This window comes from Alicyclobacillus sp. SP_1, assembly GCF_024706985.1.
Lineage (GTDB): Bacteria > Bacillota > Bacilli > Alicyclobacillales > Alicyclobacillaceae > Alicyclobacillus_I.
The window spans coordinates 19,436-34,585 of the sequence record NZ_JAMCCX010000010.1 but is presented as its reverse complement, the minus strand read 5'-3'; the positions used below and the strand labels follow the sequence as shown (position 1 = coordinate 34,585).

Sequence of the window (15,150 nt, the reverse complement as noted above, 5' to 3'; positions counted from 1 at the left end):
CGCTTACGCCCTCCAATGCGATACACTGAATGGCATAGAGTGTGGTATTTGGGAGTGAGGGAGTGTCGATGGACCAAGCTCTGGAGGTTTTTTTGGCGGTTGTGGAGAATCGAGGATTTTCACGGGCAGCGGAAGTACTGCACATCAGTCAGCCGGCCGTGAGTCAACAGATTCAGAAGTTTGAGCGGGACTTAGGTGTCACGCTGCTTGAGCGAACGAGTAAGTCGTTTCGGCTCACCAAGGCGGGAGATCTCGTCTACGAACATGGTGTAGCCATCCGTCGCCTTTATGAAGGTATGCAACAGGGTATACACGACCTGCTTGGATCGCCGAGCGGGCCTATTTCTATTGGAGCAAGCTACACGTACGGAGAGTACGTGTTGCCGGCCCAGTTGGCTGAATTTCTGAGGGAATATCCGGGAGTGGAGCCGAGCATTCGCATTTCTAACACGACGGATATCGTCGAGCGGGTGGAGGATGGCCGCTTGGACATTGGCGTGGTCGAAGGCGAAGTGCACTCGGAAGTGGTGGTGCCAACTCCTTTGTTTGCTGATGAGATGGTGGTTATCACGGGACTCATGCATCCTCTCGTCGCTCGTCGGCATGTGTCGTCGGACGAGCAAGACCTGGCCGACGCCATCACACTTCCAGAGACTTCGGTGCTTGCGCCGGACTCTCTCGCCAATCTGTCACAGCACGTCTGGATTGTGCGCGAGAAAGGGTCTGGGACGCGCGACATGACGGATGCGTTTTTCGCCGAAGAGGGTATTGTTCCCACTCACTTGATGGCAGTGAGCAGCACGCAAGCCATCAAAGAGTCAGTGATGGCTGGGCTCGGCATCACGCTGTTGTCGGAGTGGGCGGTCCGCAATGAGTTGCAGTGGGGGCTGGTCAAGTCGATAATCCATCCCAAATTGCCGCGCCGACGCCACTTTACGATGATTCGGCCGAAATCCAACTTTGCCACGATGGCGACCAGAAAGTTTGCTGAGTTTCTGGGGAAGGTGGGCGATGGGCATCCATCCGTGCCATCCATGCATCCACCTTCGTAAGATAAAGCAGACTTTGAAAGGAGGTCATTGGCATGGGTGTTTTCGGAGGATATACGCAGTGGGCAGTAGTATTTCTGATTATCTTCGTGCTCTTCTTCCTGTTGGTTCCAGGTATCGGGGCAGTCACCAGCACGAGTGCAGCACCGGCGGCACCAATGTATTAAGAACTGTGGCGGTCGGTTTGTTTGCGGATAAAGCGTAGGTCGTTCGGGGGTGCCATCTGTTCGGAGCACCTCCGAACGGCTTTCGTTTTGCGCGTGGACAAGCCAATCCGTCCCCAATCCGTTCCTCGGTGTAGGGGTTTGAAACAAACGAGAGTCGCGCACGTTTAACCAGAGTACTTGTGGTCGCAGACGAACACTTCGCCGTTCGAGACGACCGAAAGCCTCGTGCGTTTGCCGTGGACAACGGAGTGACGTACTGCGCGAGAACGGGGCAAGTGCGAAGAAATGCACAGTTTGTGCGCAATTTACACAATCTTCACATCCAATTTAAACATTCTTTATAACCAGCCGCTATAGTGAGGGAAGAATGGTGGAGGAGGTTCTATCATGCAAAATCCGATTCTGTTTGCTATCGACATTGACGGTACTTTGCTGAACTCGCGACGCACGATTGACGAGCGTACGTGGACAGCGATTCAAGATGCGATGCAGAGTGGTCACTACGTCTGTCTGGCGACGGGACGGATGGCTCCGTCGGCACTTCGGTGGGCGCGCTTTTTGAAGACGAACGCTCCGCTGGTTGCCTTGAATGGAGCGGATATTGTGGATTTGCAGACGGGAGAGTCAATCCACCAATCCGGGTTGTCGCTGGAAGCGCTGCGGCGCGTGACGGCACAACTGGAGGACATGCAAATTCCCTGCCAATTTCACGGGCATCAACAAGTCGTAGACACGCGGTCGAATCCGCAAGACGCCGGGTTGCTCGCAGTGCCTGGGTCCATTCCTCATGTGCATGTGCCGTCTCTGCTCGAGTACTTGCAGAGACCGGAAGAGCCTGTGCTCAAATTGGTCGTTCAATGTCCAGACAAGGCCATCTTTCAGTCTCTGTATGAGGAATGGAATGCATCGTCGGACTGGAGCATTTCGAGAGTCGAAAATTTACAATTGAATCTCAATGCTCATGGAGTGTCTAAATTCAGTGGCATCTATCGGCTGCTGCCGAGACTGCGCGTACGTCTTGAGAACGTGGTGGCGATTGGCAACGGGGAAAACGACCGCGAAATGATTTTTCGAGCTGGCGCCGGTTTTGCTATGGAGAACTCGGATTCCTATCTGCTCGAGCACCATCCGGCTCGAACTTTGTCGAATGATGAGGGCGGAGTTGCTCATGTGTTGCGCCGCTATGTTTCGGAAACTCATTCCAGGGGATTTACAAAAACTTTAGAAACTCTTTACCGAAATTCCGTAAAAGCTTAATCATTGCCGGATAAACTGTCCTCGAAGCGATGGATGACACAAAGTCAGTGTCCATCGCGTGCCACGCAGCGAACACGACCGTCGTGTTCGCGGGCGGAGGAACAAGGGGGGCAAGGGTCGGTGTCATTGGCAAAACCAGGCACGGTGGCAAGCAAGCGAAAGCCGGTCTTCAGTTTCCGAGCAAAGAATGAGATGGCTGGATGGCTGTTCGTTTTGCCAACGTTGATTCTGGTCGGCGTGTTCGGCATTGGTGCCATTTTGTACGTGCTCTATCTATCCTTGTTGCAATGGAACTTAATTAGTCCCATTCGAAAGTTCGTCGGTCTTCGAAATTACGTGGAACTGTTGCACGACTCTGGATTTTTGCATGCATTCCTGCGAACGATGTTGTATTTGCTCGGTACGACGGGTATCACGGTTCCACTCGCGCTTTTCATTGCGGTTCTGATTGCCAAAAAGTTTCACGGAGCTCGCCTCTTTAGAACCGTGTTCTTCGTGCCCTATGTGGTGCCAACCGTAGCGAGTGCGGTCACGTGGTCGTGGTTGTTCAATTCGAACTTCGGCTTTGTGAATGTTGTCTTTCGCTGGCTCGGACTCCCGCCACAGCCGTTTCTGAACAGCTTCAGCGAGGCATTGTTTGTCATCATTCTGCTTTATGTCTGGCAGTTCACCGGTTACTTTGTGGTTCTCTTCGTCAACGGGCTACAAGGTGTCCCACAGCACCTCTACGAGGCTGCAGATGTCGATGGAGCGTCTGCGTGGCAGAAGTTTTGGCGGATTACGCTGCCGATGATTTCGCCGACCACGTTCTTTGTCTTGACGGTCTCGCTCATTTTCTCCTTCCTCTCTTTCGACCAGATTTACGTCTTAACGGAAGGTGGGCCTGCGAACAGCACCACCACCCTCATCTACTATCTCTTTGAACAAGGATTCCAATTCTTCCACATTGGATTGGCTTCAGCCATGTCCATTGTCTTGTTGCTGCTTTTGTTGACCTTGACATATCTACAATTCCGGGGGGAGAGCAAATGGGTGCACCATCAGATGTAATTGCCGCTCCGTGGGACCAGGTGGATGATGCGGGAAAACCAAAGAAGCAGAGGCGTTGGTCGTGGCGCTTGTTGATTCTTGTTCCTCTTGGTGTGGTCTTTCTGATGCCATTCTGGTGGATGATTGTCACCTCCTTATTGCCGAACAATCAGGTTTTTGACTATCCACCGCATCTCTTTCCAACGCATCCGCAGTGGCAAGATTTTGCGAAAGCGTGGTCTCAGCCCGACTTTCCGCGGTACATGTTTAACTCGATTTTCGTCTCCGTGGCTATTGTCATTGGGCAGCTCATCACGTCGTCCTTGGCCGCTTACTCCGTGGCGCGGGTCCGGTTTACGGGCAGACGATTCGTCTACTGGTTGATTCTTGCTACGTTGATGATTCCAGGCCAAGTCACGTTCATCCCGGTTTTCCTGCTGATGAAGCAGTTGAACTGGATAGACACGTATCAGGCGCTGATTGTTCCATTTATCGGATCCGCTTTTGCAACGTTCTGGCTGGTACAGTCTTTTCGCCAAGTGCCGCAAGTCATTTTGGATGCGGCACAGATGGATGGCGCAGGGCATCTGTGGGTGTTGTGGAGAGTGGTCATCCCGCTCTGCAAACCGGCACTCATCTCTGTGGCTTTCTTGAACTTAGTGTTCCACTATAACGATTTCTTCTGGCCGTTGATTGTCACCCAGACCAATTCGATGCGGACTATTCCTGTGGGTTTGTCTTATCTGGTGGCGAGTGATGGCAGTGGCACTCTCTGGAACATCTTGATGGCCAGTTCGCTGATAGCCATCATTCCCACGCTCATCTTATTCTTGCTCGGGCAACGGTTTTTCGTCCAAGGTACCTCAACCACTGGACTGAAAGATTAAATGGCAACACCGAAAAGGGTTGCGAAAAAACGAAGCAGTACATTTGCGCAGAGACGCGAAGGGGGATATTTTGTGAAGAAGTTGGGTAAGAAGGCATCTGTAGCGTTGGCAGTAGGTATGGGCATGACGGTCTTGGTCTCCGGTTGCGGAACGTCCAACAACACCTCGAACACCAGCAATGCTGCAGGGAACTCTGCGACCACGAGTTCAACCAGCACCACTACGGCTGCTCCGGTCAAAGTCACCTTCTGGGAAGGCATGTCTGGACAACTCGGTGGAGTCCTTCAACACTTAGTGACGAAGTTTAACGCCACCCACAAAGGCGTTCACGTGGACGCAATTTATGAAGGTAGCTATGCGGACCCGAGTAGCACGCTCCAGCAAAAGTTGCTTGCCGCCATTGCATCCGGCAAAGTTCCGGACATGGTTCAGGTGGAAGTTCACTCATTGCCCACTTACGCAGCCAATGGCGCGTTTGAAAATCTGACAAGCTATATGGCTAGTTCGAGCCACGACCAAAAGTCGGATTTTGTTCCAGGTATTCTCTATAACACGACCTACAATAATGTCGTTTACGGACTGCCGTTCAACCGCAGCGTGCAGACCTTCTATTACAATCCAAAAATGTTCCAGGAAGCTGGCATTTCGGGTCCGCCGAAGACGTGGGCAGATGTCGAGAAAGACGCCGCCATCATCCATGCGAAACTGAGCAAGCCTGGGCATGAGGTGTTTGGTTTTGAGCCAGCAGGCGGTTGGTGGACGTTTGAGCAAAACGTGTTGTCAGCTGGCGGTACGCTCATGAATTCGAGCATGACGAAAGCCACTTTTGATACACCACAAGCAGCAGCCGCGCTACAAATCATGGCCAAAATGGAAAAGCAAGGAACCATGACGTGCCATTCGTCCGCCAATGGCTGGGATGAGACGATTGCAGACTTCGGAGACGGCAGAACCGCCATGTATTGTGGATCCGCCGCCGATATGGGTCAAATCCGCGAAACGAAGCTTGCTTTCAAAGCGGCACCTATGCCCTACGTGACTCAGCCCGTGGTGACCTCCGGCGGTGCGGATATGGCCATTATGTCCCAGGCACCTGCTGCAGCGAAGAAAGCCGCTTGGGAGTTCATGGAATGGATGACGGCACCTGCTCAGACCGAATATTGGAGTATGAACACGGGCTACATGCCAGTCCTGCAGTCTGCGATTACCTCCAGCACCATGCAGACGTACTATCAGCAGCATCCCAATGCGTATGTTCCTGTGCAGGAATTGAAGTATGCGGAACAAGCCCCGCCGACTCCTCTGTACTTGGAGTTGCAGCACTATGAGCAAAATGCAGTGGACGACGTTTTGGTCAAGCATGAGTCCGTCATGCAAGCTTTGAAGACGAACGTTCAGAAAGCCAACCAAGCCATCAGCCAGTAATAGGTCGACTGGTAAGAACAAAGTTGTTTGCAGACAACTTGATACGATTGGAGCATGAAAGGTCACGAGCCCGTCCATACTACGGGCGAAGTGACCTTTTTTGTCAAGAGAGGAGTTCATTCCATGCAGATGCAGCCATCCACTCGCCCCATGTCTACGCCAACGCCGGGCGTTGGCAGCAGTCCCTCGGAGCAGATTGGAACGAAAGATTTGAGCTATCTAAAAGACGAGTTGTCGTGGCTCATCACGGCGGCTAAAAAGTGCGCCCACTACGAAGAAGAATGTCAGGATGCCGCCGTACGATCGCTGATTTGCGACATTGGACAAATGCATCAGCGCCATTACAACCTATTGTTCCGCCACTTGCAAGAGGATGCCTCGAACTCTGCACCGAAGTCGATGAGCCCCAATGCGCCGCAGATGACCGCACCACGCCACTAGGAGGGAAACAAAAAATGATGGGACAGGACCGAAACGGAGTGACACCAACGGCCACCACGCGCATGAACCAGCAGTCGGCCAGTGGGCAGATGACCGACCGAGATCGACTCACTGACATTTTGGCGACTCAGAAGTATCTAACGGACTCATTGAATGTGGCGGCGAGGGAAGCAAGTCATGATGACCTGCATAGAGATGTATTGACCATTCTCACCGAGACGCATCAGGCGGCGCGTACGATTTTTAACGCGATGTATCAGCGCGGTTGGTACAAGACGGAAGCTGCCGAAAGTGCGAAGGTGAATCAAGCGATTGAGGAGTTCCGTCAGATGTCTGCTCAGTTGCCTTACGGGCAGCAAGTGCAATGACACGTTTTCGGCTCCGCTCTGGACAAAAGTACTTTGGGTGGAGTCTGGAAGAAAATAAGTTTGCGCTTTGGTAGATTGTTCATGGCGTATCCATCCGACTTATAGTATATTTATGCAAACATCGAGGCGGTTGTCTCGGAGCGAAGGAGTCGGCGCAGGATGACCAAGGTGCAAAGCCAGCCCGTCGTTGTGGAAGACCGTCTGCGTGTGGGGCACGCGGTCGGTGCGCATGGCCACTTGACTATCGCAGACTGCGATGTGGTCGATTTGGCAAGTCAGTATGGAACACCGCTCTACGTGTATGACGAGGCGCTCTTGCGGCGCCAAATTCAGAGTTTTCACCGTGCCCTTCGTCAAGCGGCAATGCCCTATTGCCTCATTTATGCGACGAAGGCATTTTGTACGGTTGCTATGTGTCACTTGGCACTCGCCGAGGGGTGCCATCTGGACGTGGTCTCGGGCGGGGAATTGATGACGGCACTGGCGGCTCTCGCACCGCCAGAGGCCATTCATTTTCACGGCAATAACAAGACCGAAGCAGAACTTGAATTGGCACTGGAGCATCGCATTGGAGCCATTATTGTGGACAACATGGATGAGATTGAGCGCCTCAACCGCTTGGCCAAGGCGCGCGGGCAGGTCGTTCGCATCTTGCTGCGGGTGGCTCCTGGCGTGGAGGCGCACACGCATGAGTACATCTCCACCGGACAGCAGGACAGCAAGTTTGGATTTGACTGGGAAAGCGGCCAGGCGGATGCGGCGGTCGCCGCCGTGGCCGCGTGTGACGCGCTTGAGTTACGTGGGGTGCATGGCCATATCGGATCGCAAATATTTGACGCATCCGGCTTCCACATTGCGGTCGCACGGCTGGCTCGCGTCTATGCGCATGCCTTTCGTTTGGGCTTGCCCGTAGACACGCTCAACTTGGGTGGCGGCTTTGGTGTTCGCTACACCGATGAGGACACGCCTCTGCCTCTCGAGACGTTGATTGACGGTGTGACGACAGCGGTTAGGCGAGAATTTGCGCTCCACGACTTGCCGTTGCCGACTCTCGAAATGGAGCCGGGACGGAGCATCGTGGCAGATGCTGGGACCACACTCTACCGAGTTGGCGCGCGCAAGCGAGTGAATGGGGTGCGGAATTTTGTCGCCATCGACGGAGGTATGACCGACAATCCGCGATTTGCGCTCTACGGCGCGAAGTATGAGGTGATGCTTGCCAATCGCGCAAACGAGTTGGGGACGGAGCAGTGGTCGGTCGCTGGTAAATGCTGTGAAAGTGGCGATATGATTGCCAAAGATGTGTGGCTGCCGGAGCCGCAGGTGGGGGATATTCTCGCGGTGTTCACAACCGGAGCTTACAATTATAGTATGGCTAGTCATTATAATCGCATTCCGAAACCTGCCGTGGTCTTTGTGCAAGGTGGACAAAGTCGCCTTGTGGTCGCTCGCGAAACCTGGCAGGATTTGTTGCGAATGGATTGCTGAAGCCCCACATTTCGGCATCCCATTTTTCCTCCTGATGCACTACAATAAAAACGATAGTGCGATGAAGGACTGTGCCGGGCGCTCTGCAGTCTCGCCTGGCTGGAGAGGTGGAGAAAACAATGGGGCTTTTTGGAGAATTGAAACACATGGCGGAAGGCACGGGACATTCCCAGATGCAAGCCACGCAAAGGGATTGCCTGCGGTGTCAGAGTCCGATGGAGTATCGCGGCGCGCATGCCATCCGCACGGGCGGTCTGAGTCGCGGTGCAGGCTTGGTGACGGATATGTTGCTCGGTGGCCGAGACGAAGAGTTCCTTGACACGGCGATGGAGCGGAGTACCGCTTTACACGTGTTTGTCTGCCCACAGTGCGCAGAGGTGAGTCTTGTCAACGACTCCCGGCACGGGTTTTGACGCATGGGGCTCCCAGGTGGATTGGCTGCCTGGCGCTCTGGTGGAGATGAAGAGAGAGAAGCCCTCCTCAACAGGAGGGCTTCTCCACGGGTCCAGGTCTGCGGATGGAGATGCCCGGGCCGTAACCGTGATCGACCAAATCTATCGTAATGCCATTCAAATAGGGGACGAGATGTTCCGGAAAGACGAATGGCACGCCTTGTTCTTCGACTTGCATATCGAGCGCGTTGACGGACTCATCCAGAGCCATCTTATAGCTGGGACCGCTTCAGCCAGCGGACATCAGAATGCGCAGGCGGCAGCTTGGCTCTTCAGCGAGGATGTCGCGAAGATAGGCGGCTGCGGGCTCCGTGACCGTCCAGTTTGGTGCGTCCATGTAGGCATCTCTCCTTTCTGTTGACCATCTGCGAGGGCGCTTGTTTGCCCTATTATAATGTACCTGCACAGCGAAGCGACACCTTGGCTGGCTGGACTTTGTGTGAGGAGTGTGAACGGGTGCGAACATGGCCTGTGCTGGCACTGTTATTGGTGGCAATGATGTGGGGAGGGCATGCGGTCGTCGGCAAAGCGGTCGAAGCACAAATGTCTCCCACAGTTCTCACGTTTTGGAGGTTTTTCTTCGGAGCACTCTGTTATGCGCCGTGGTGGGGCAGATTTCGCAATCTCTGGAAGTGGTCAGGGCGCCTGAAACTGCAACTGGTCGGAGCGGCTCTCTGTTCATCGGTCATCTATCCCCTATTTTACTACTCTGCTTTGCGTACTCTGAGTCCTGTTGCATCGCTCTTGTTTGTCAACACGGCTCCGCTCATCGCGGCGATTCTTTCGCGGGTGCTCTATAAAGAGCGCATTGGGCTACTCGGCTATGTTGGCATGCTGATCTCGTTTTGTGGGGTATTGGTTCTCGTGGCCAGCGAATGGGCTGGCCATTTGTCGGCGCATGGCATTGTCTTTGTGCTCATCGGGACGGTCGCTTTTGCGACGTACACCGTCTTGTCTCGACCTTTGTTCGCCCATGCGGGACTGTTCGATGTGCTCGTGGGCACTTCGGTACTCGGGTCCGTCATGCTCTTTTTCATCGTTCCGTTCCTCGTCTCTCCGCATAAGATGTGGACGCAACTGACCAGTCTCACGATGGGCGGTTGGCTTGAGTTTGCCTACGTTGTCGTCATTGTGTCGACGGTAGCTTATGTGCTGTATGGATTTGGATTGCGGCGCTTGCCGAGCGGCATTGCGGCGGCGCTCACATTTTATCCACAAGCTCTGTTCGGTGCTCTGCTCCAGTGGCTATGGCTCGGCATTCGACCGACTGTGACGTTAGCCATCGCAGGTCTGTTCATTCTTGGCGGCACGGCGGTATTGCGACTTGCCGAGCATCGGCGCTCGAGCGCGGCGGCGCACGTGAACAGTGACGCAAAGGTGGTATAATCAAAGGAGTCTAGTACATCATGGAACCTGAATCGAGAGGATGAGTTGGCGATGAAACCCATGCAGGAGAGTCTCCTTCAGTTGATTACGGAAACCTCGACAAACTTGCCGCCCGACGTTCGGCGTGCCATAAAGAGAGCGCAAATTCAAGAGGAAATGGGCACACGGGCGAGTCTCGCGCTGAACACGATTGTCGACAACATTGTGTCTGCTGAAGAAGACGTACAGCCCATCTGTCAAGACACTGGCATGCCGACGTTCATCGTTCACTGCCCGGTTGGTTTCAATCAATTGGAGATGACGAAAGACATTCATGCCGCCGTCGTTGAAGCCACTAAGCAGGGGAAGTTGCGCCCCAACTCGGTGCATCCGTTGACTGGAAAAAATTCCGGGGACAATCTCGGTCTGGGAACTCCGGTGATTCACTATCATCAATGGGAACGTGAGGATGTTGAAGTGCGACTCATTCTCAAAGGCGGCGGCTGCGAAAACAAAAACATTCAATATGCCCTGCCGACGGAATTGCCTGGCCTCGGTCGCGCGGGTCGTGATTTAGAGGGCATCCGTAAGTGCATTCTGCATGCCATCTATCAAGCGCAGGGACAAGGTTGCAGTGCGGGATTTCTCGGAGTCGGCATTGGCGGTGACCGCACGACGGGCTATGAGTTGGCAAAAGAGCAGCTGTTTCGCCCGCTTGAAGACGTCAATCCTGACGAGACGCTCGCCGAGCTGGAAGAGTACATCATGAAGACCGCGAATCACTTGGAAATTGGCACGATGGGATTTGGCGGAAAAGTGACCTTGCTCGGTTGTAAAATCGGCATTATGAATCGCATACCCGCGAGTTTCTACGTTTCCGTCGCATACAACTGCTGGGCGTTTCGTCGCCTGGGTGTGGTTCTCACCACCGATGGCGAGTTGGTATCATGGCTCTATCGCGACGCGCCAGAGGAGATGACCAGGCCGCAGGAAGCTTTCTCGGTCAAAGATGCTGTCGTTTTGGAAGCGCCCATTTCGGAAGAGCAGATTCGCTCGTTGCACGTGGGCGATGTGGTCCTGATTCGCGGAGCCATGCACACGGGCCGGGATGAACTGCACAAGTATCTACTGACGCATGACTCGCCTGTCGCCTTAGCAGGAGGCATCATCTATCATTGCGGTCCAGTCATGATGAAGACGGAAGACGGCGAGTGGAAGGTGACGGCCGCAGGGCCGACCACATCCTCCAGAGAAGAGCCTTATCAGGCGGATATCTTAGACAAATTTAAGTTGCGCGCCGTCATTGGAAAAGGTGGCATGGGCGCGAAGACGTCCGCTGGACTGGAGAAAACAGGCGCCGTGTATTTAAACGCCATTGGCGGAGCGGCGCAATTCTACGCGCGGTGCGTGAAGTCCGTGCGTGGCGTTGATTTCTTGGAGGAGTTTGGAGTGCCGGAAGCCATGTGGCATCTGGAGGTGGAGGCATTCCCGGCGATTGTGACGATGGATGCGCACGGCAACTCTCTGCACAAGGACGTAGAGGAAGCGTCGTTGGTGCAGTTGGAAGACCTGAAAGAACCCGTCTTCGTCTAATCTCGTTGCGCAAAAAGTTCCAAAAGGCTCCAAAAGGTTTCACCATACAACACCCCGGTGCTCATCGGAAGCGCCGGGGTGTTTTCGATGACTTGCATGGGTGAGCGCAACGGGGGGAGCGAATACTCAGGTGGGAACTTTCACCCACTGGCCCAGTGCCATGCCAAGCCAAGCGCCACACAGACTGAGAACTGCCGCGACAGCGAGCGTGGCGACAACGACCACCGCGCCACTGCCAATGCCAACACCAATCGCCGCCGCTACGTCCCCGGCCGCTTTCCCCACGGGTTCTCGAAGCGCCATCCAGGCGAGCATCAGGCCCCAGCTTAACAGTCCACCGAGCCCGCCCGCCACAATCGAGAAGCCTCGCCGAGTGACGGCACCCACGATGACTGCAGCCAATGCCGCGGCGTACCACGCTCCGTATTGGCTGCCCGCCCATCCGGCGGCGGCAACGAAAACGACAGCAGCCAACCAGCCAATCCACATTTTTTGCATTTGCTTCATCCTTTCCCCGCAGGTTTGAGTGTCCAAACAGCGCCTGCGCGGTACGCGCGTGCCTCTGCTTGCGTCAACATCGGATGATATCGCCCATCCCACCACGTGGGGACTTGGTCTTCATACCAAGGCGAAGCCGGGTTTTCGCTCTGCCCACCCGGGTAGATACCATATCCTCGGCCAGTGGCCCAGTTCATGACAAACCGCCAACTCGGTCCCGCCTCGGAAATCGGAAATCCATCGGCGGCGTTGACGGTCCACTCATCGCCACTACTGCCACGAGGGCCGTACCCGAGTCCATTGATGTTGGCGAGCGACGGAAATTCGCGACTGTGCACGCGCTTCCACTTCCACGTGGATGGATTGGGTCCAAGCTGTTTGGTCAAAGCCGCGACCGTCTGCGAAAATGCCAGTCGCATCACTTGCTGAGCGGTACGCGGCGCGCCGAGCGGAGGGGTAAAAGCTGGATTCGTCGAATCCGTCAGCGTCCATGCTTGCAAATCTTCATCGAGAGGCGCGAGCGCCGGAGTGGGAGCGAGCGTTGGGTCGGACTGGACGGGAACGTGGTCCGCAGACCACCAAGGGCCAAATGTGTCGGCCACGTATTGCGTCCAAAAGGTCCACCAGACGGTGGCCGCAGGTGAGGACGCACGCATGCGGTCGTGCCAGTCGGCGAGCAGTTGAACCACCTCTCGCTCCTTTGGCGTGAGCGACGCATGCGCCTCATCCTGCAACAAGACCGGGACGATTTTCGTTGCGAGGTAGTCGCGGACGGTCGTCTGCAGACGTTCCATATCGGCGACCGTGAGATGGTGACTCGCTCCGAGCACGTGGGCAATCTCGTCCGCCCGGTATCCATTCGCAAAGAAATCGTAGGTCGTTCCGATGTAGTACGGATAGTTATCACCCACCTCCCGCTGATTCGCCGAAAACACATAGCCGCTAGGAGGGTCGTACACCTGCGGGATGGCGCTGTAGGGAATGCTTCCGACCACGTTGTCTGGGCCGGTACCCGACAAGGGCAGCCACGGTTTGCCGCCTGCAACGAGGGGATAATATCCAGCGGATATCATGCCGATATTTCCTTTACGGTCTGCATAGACGAAGTTTTGCGTTGGAGCATACCACTTGGACAGTGCGCTGCGAAATTCTGCAAAATTATGCGCTTGTAAGATGTGCAACATGACGGACAAGTCGGGGGATGGGATGTTTCCCATCCAGTCGACAGCAAGCGCCTGGCCGTGTTGAGTCATGACCGGGCCTTGTGCGGCAATCGATACGGGTAAGTGTACGGTCTTTCCGCCTTTGACAGGGATGTCATAGACAATTCGTTGAAAGGGGCGCCAAGCCCCTTTATAGAAGTAGTCGCCCGGATGGGCACGGCTCGTCTCTTCCTTGTACAGAAGCGTCGACTGATTCTGCACATCCGTCAAACTCCAACTGATATGACGATTGTGCCCGATGAGGATGACGGGGAGCCCAGGAACGGCAACGCCACTGAAGTGATATCCCGGTGCAGAGGCGTCCACTTGGTACCAAATCGACGGGAGGGTTTGGTTTAAGTGCGGGTCTCCCGCCATCAAAGCGCTTCCAGATGCCGTGCGAGAACCAGAGACTGCCCAGTTGTTGCTGTCCGAATAGGTGTGTAAAATGCCCTGCACTTGCGCCATTTGGTGAGCGAACGAGAGCATCGCCTGGTATTCACTTGCATTGACGCGCGAGCTCGCACCAGCCCGCACCGCGCTGACGGTTGGTTTTGCGTATGGACCGGGATCGTACGGACTTTGCTTATCTTTTGGGAGAATAGGGAAAAACTCCATGGTTCGGGCATACCCTAGACTGTGTGCGAGAATCGCGTATTGGGCCGGAGTGTCTGTATAATCCAACGTCTGCGTCATGATGCCCTGAATCACCAGTGTGTCAATGGGAGTCCAGGTGGCGGGCTTGTAATGAAGCAACTTGAACATGAGCGGAAGGTGGTGAGTCGCCTCATCATGGGCAATGCGCGCATTGACTCCGGCGCTGAAAGCCTCAAGTACGGCGCGAGCCTGGTGGTCTGCTTTCATTGCGAGCCACTCTTTCGTCGCAGTGCGCGTCAGCCCGAGTTCATCTTCAAACTCGTCGGAGGATAGCGCCTCCTTGCCTACAATCTGGGACAATAAGCCTTCGCCTTGGCGCCGCTCGAGGTCCATCTGAAACAGGCGAAAGGTAGCCTGAGTGTATCCCATGGCGAAAAACAAGTCGCGGTCATCGGTAGCGTGAATGTAAGCGGTACCATGAGGACCAAAATGAACAGAGGCGGTGCGTTCTAGTCCAGGTATCTTGAGCGTCTCGGTGTGGGGCAGCAGAGACTGCGTCTGGGTGAGCGTCCAGACACCAGTGGCTGGGGAGAGACTCGGTCCAAGTGGTGGAATGCCAGGCAGTCCGTGTAGAGATGCGTACGTGATGCCTGTGCCGCAGAGAAGAGCGCAGGCAGTGTTGACGATTTTTCCAGCCATGTGCCGGGGCATGAAGTCACCTCTACTCGCGCATAAGAATGGGGTGGTGAAGGCGGACGAAAACTGCCGATGTGTTCTCTTGCTCTATAAATGACGAAATGTCACATTTGCCGCCATAAAACCACGAGGCAATCTCGTTGACTGGGGGAATTGGTCACATCGCGTCATCAACTCATGATGTCCGGATGCCTCCTCCACGAATTCCACATTGGGCTGAAAATTCCTCCTTTTAGGCTGCCAAAACTTGAACGAAGAGGGCAGTCGCGACCTATTTGTTTAGTGACTCGAATGATTGTAAGATAGTCATGAGCAAACAAGATGTACATACACATCGAGCGAGGTGAGTCGTAGAGATGAGTCGGCACGCGCGGTCCGCTCTGTTTTTCTCGGGGTTTTGTCTTATCTATTTGGTTTACTTGTTTTCGGCGAGAGCTCAATTTAATGTGGATCCGTCGAATCCCTTCTATGTATTTCCGCTCTTTTGGTTTGACCACGACTCCACGGATTTCAATTTTTGGGTCAACCTCTGGACCTGTATTACCTTGATGGTCTGGATTTGGTTTGGCGTCGCCTTCATTGGCGAAGCAGGGCGCAAAGAACATCATCAAGGAGACTGAGGTCCTGGAATTGAGA

General features: G+C 54.6%; 16 protein-coding genes. 13 read left to right on the top strand and 3 right to left on the bottom strand.

Going from position 1 to position 15,150, the window contains the following annotated elements:
- The first annotated feature begins 68 nt into the window (after positions 1-68).
- From M4I36_RS01655 to M4I36_RS01610, 10 genes are all read left to right on the top strand, one after another.
- Complete coding sequence (locus M4I36_RS01655) at positions 69-1,052, top strand: LysR family transcriptional regulator (RefSeq protein WP_258109913.1); 984 nt, start codon at positions 69-71, stop codon at positions 1,050-1,052.
- A 32-nt stretch (positions 1,053-1,084) separates the two neighbouring features.
- Positions 1,085-1,216, top strand: a complete 132-nt coding sequence (locus M4I36_RS01650; protein WP_258109912.1) for a hypothetical protein — start codon at positions 1,085-1,087, stop codon at positions 1,214-1,216.
- Between the two features lie 387 nt (positions 1,217-1,603).
- Positions 1,604-2,473, top strand: coding sequence for an HAD family hydrolase (locus tag M4I36_RS01645; protein WP_258109911.1), 870 nt, complete (start codon positions 1,604-1,606; stop codon positions 2,471-2,473).
- A 120-nt stretch (positions 2,474-2,593) separates the two neighbouring features.
- Complete coding sequence (locus M4I36_RS01640) at positions 2,594-3,523, top strand: carbohydrate ABC transporter permease (protein WP_258109910.1); 930 nt, start codon at positions 2,594-2,596, stop codon at positions 3,521-3,523.
- Positions 3,502-4,389, top strand: a complete 888-nt coding sequence (locus M4I36_RS01635) for a carbohydrate ABC transporter permease (protein WP_258109909.1) — start codon at positions 3,502-3,504, stop codon at positions 4,387-4,389. Before M4I36_RS01640 ends, M4I36_RS01635 begins: the two co-directional genes overlap by 22 nt.
- Positions 4,390-4,461: 72 nt before the next feature.
- Positions 4,462-5,814 (top strand): ABC transporter substrate-binding protein, encoded by a 1,353-nt coding sequence (locus tag M4I36_RS01630; RefSeq protein WP_258109908.1) that lies wholly within the window; start codon positions 4,462-4,464, stop codon positions 5,812-5,814.
- Between the two features lie 123 nt (positions 5,815-5,937).
- Entirely contained in the window at positions 5,938-6,255 is a 318-nt protein-coding gene (locus tag M4I36_RS01625) for a hypothetical protein (protein WP_258109907.1), read from the top strand.
- 14 nt (positions 6,256-6,269) lie between these two features.
- Positions 6,270-6,623 (top strand): spore coat protein, encoded by a 354-nt coding sequence (locus tag M4I36_RS01620; RefSeq protein ID WP_258109906.1) that lies wholly within the window; start codon positions 6,270-6,272, stop codon positions 6,621-6,623.
- Between the two features lie 159 nt (positions 6,624-6,782).
- Positions 6,783-8,111: a diaminopimelate decarboxylase gene (gene lysA, locus M4I36_RS01615; protein ID WP_258109905.1), complete on the top strand. Its 1,329-nt coding sequence runs from the start codon at positions 6,783-6,785 to the stop codon at positions 8,109-8,111.
- 119 nt (positions 8,112-8,230) lie between these two features.
- Positions 8,231-8,524, top strand: coding sequence for a hypothetical protein (locus tag M4I36_RS01610; RefSeq protein ID WP_258109904.1), 294 nt, complete (start codon positions 8,231-8,233; stop codon positions 8,522-8,524).
- 67 nt (positions 8,525-8,591) lie between these two features.
- On the opposite strand, the gene M4I36_RS01605 is transcribed toward M4I36_RS01610, so the two are convergent.
- Positions 8,592-8,774: a hypothetical protein gene (locus M4I36_RS01605; RefSeq protein ID WP_258109903.1), complete on the bottom strand. Its 183-nt coding sequence runs from the start codon at positions 8,772-8,774 to the stop codon at positions 8,592-8,594.
- Between the two features lie 245 nt (positions 8,775-9,019).
- On the opposite strand from M4I36_RS01605, the gene M4I36_RS01600 reads away from it, so the two are divergent.
- Both M4I36_RS01600 and M4I36_RS01595 read left to right on the top strand, forming a co-directional pair.
- A complete protein-coding gene (locus tag M4I36_RS01600; RefSeq protein WP_258109902.1) occupies positions 9,020-9,949 on the top strand; it encodes a DMT family transporter in 930 nt (309 codons plus the stop codon).
- Positions 9,950-10,000: 51 nt separating this feature from the next.
- Entirely contained in the window at positions 10,001-11,521 is a 1,521-nt protein-coding gene (locus tag M4I36_RS01595; RefSeq protein ID WP_258109901.1) for a fumarate hydratase, read from the top strand.
- Positions 11,522-11,647: 126 nt separating this feature from the next.
- On the opposite strand, the gene M4I36_RS01590 is transcribed toward M4I36_RS01595, so the two are convergent.
- Together M4I36_RS01590 and M4I36_RS01585 are read right to left on the bottom strand one after the other, a co-directional pair.
- A complete protein-coding gene (locus M4I36_RS01590) occupies positions 11,648-12,019 on the bottom strand; it encodes a hypothetical protein (RefSeq protein ID WP_258109900.1) in 372 nt (123 codons plus the stop codon).
- A gap of 5 nt (positions 12,020-12,024) precedes the next feature.
- Positions 12,025-14,529 (bottom strand): penicillin acylase family protein, encoded by a 2,505-nt coding sequence (locus M4I36_RS01585; protein WP_258109899.1) that lies wholly within the window; start codon positions 14,527-14,529, stop codon positions 12,025-12,027.
- A gap of 341 nt (positions 14,530-14,870) precedes the next feature.
- Here M4I36_RS01585 and M4I36_RS01580 point away from each other — a divergent pair, with 341 nt between their 5' ends.
- Complete coding sequence (locus M4I36_RS01580) at positions 14,871-15,134, top strand: hypothetical protein (RefSeq protein WP_258109898.1); 264 nt, start codon at positions 14,871-14,873, stop codon at positions 15,132-15,134.
- Positions 15,135-15,150: the final 16 nt, after the last annotated feature.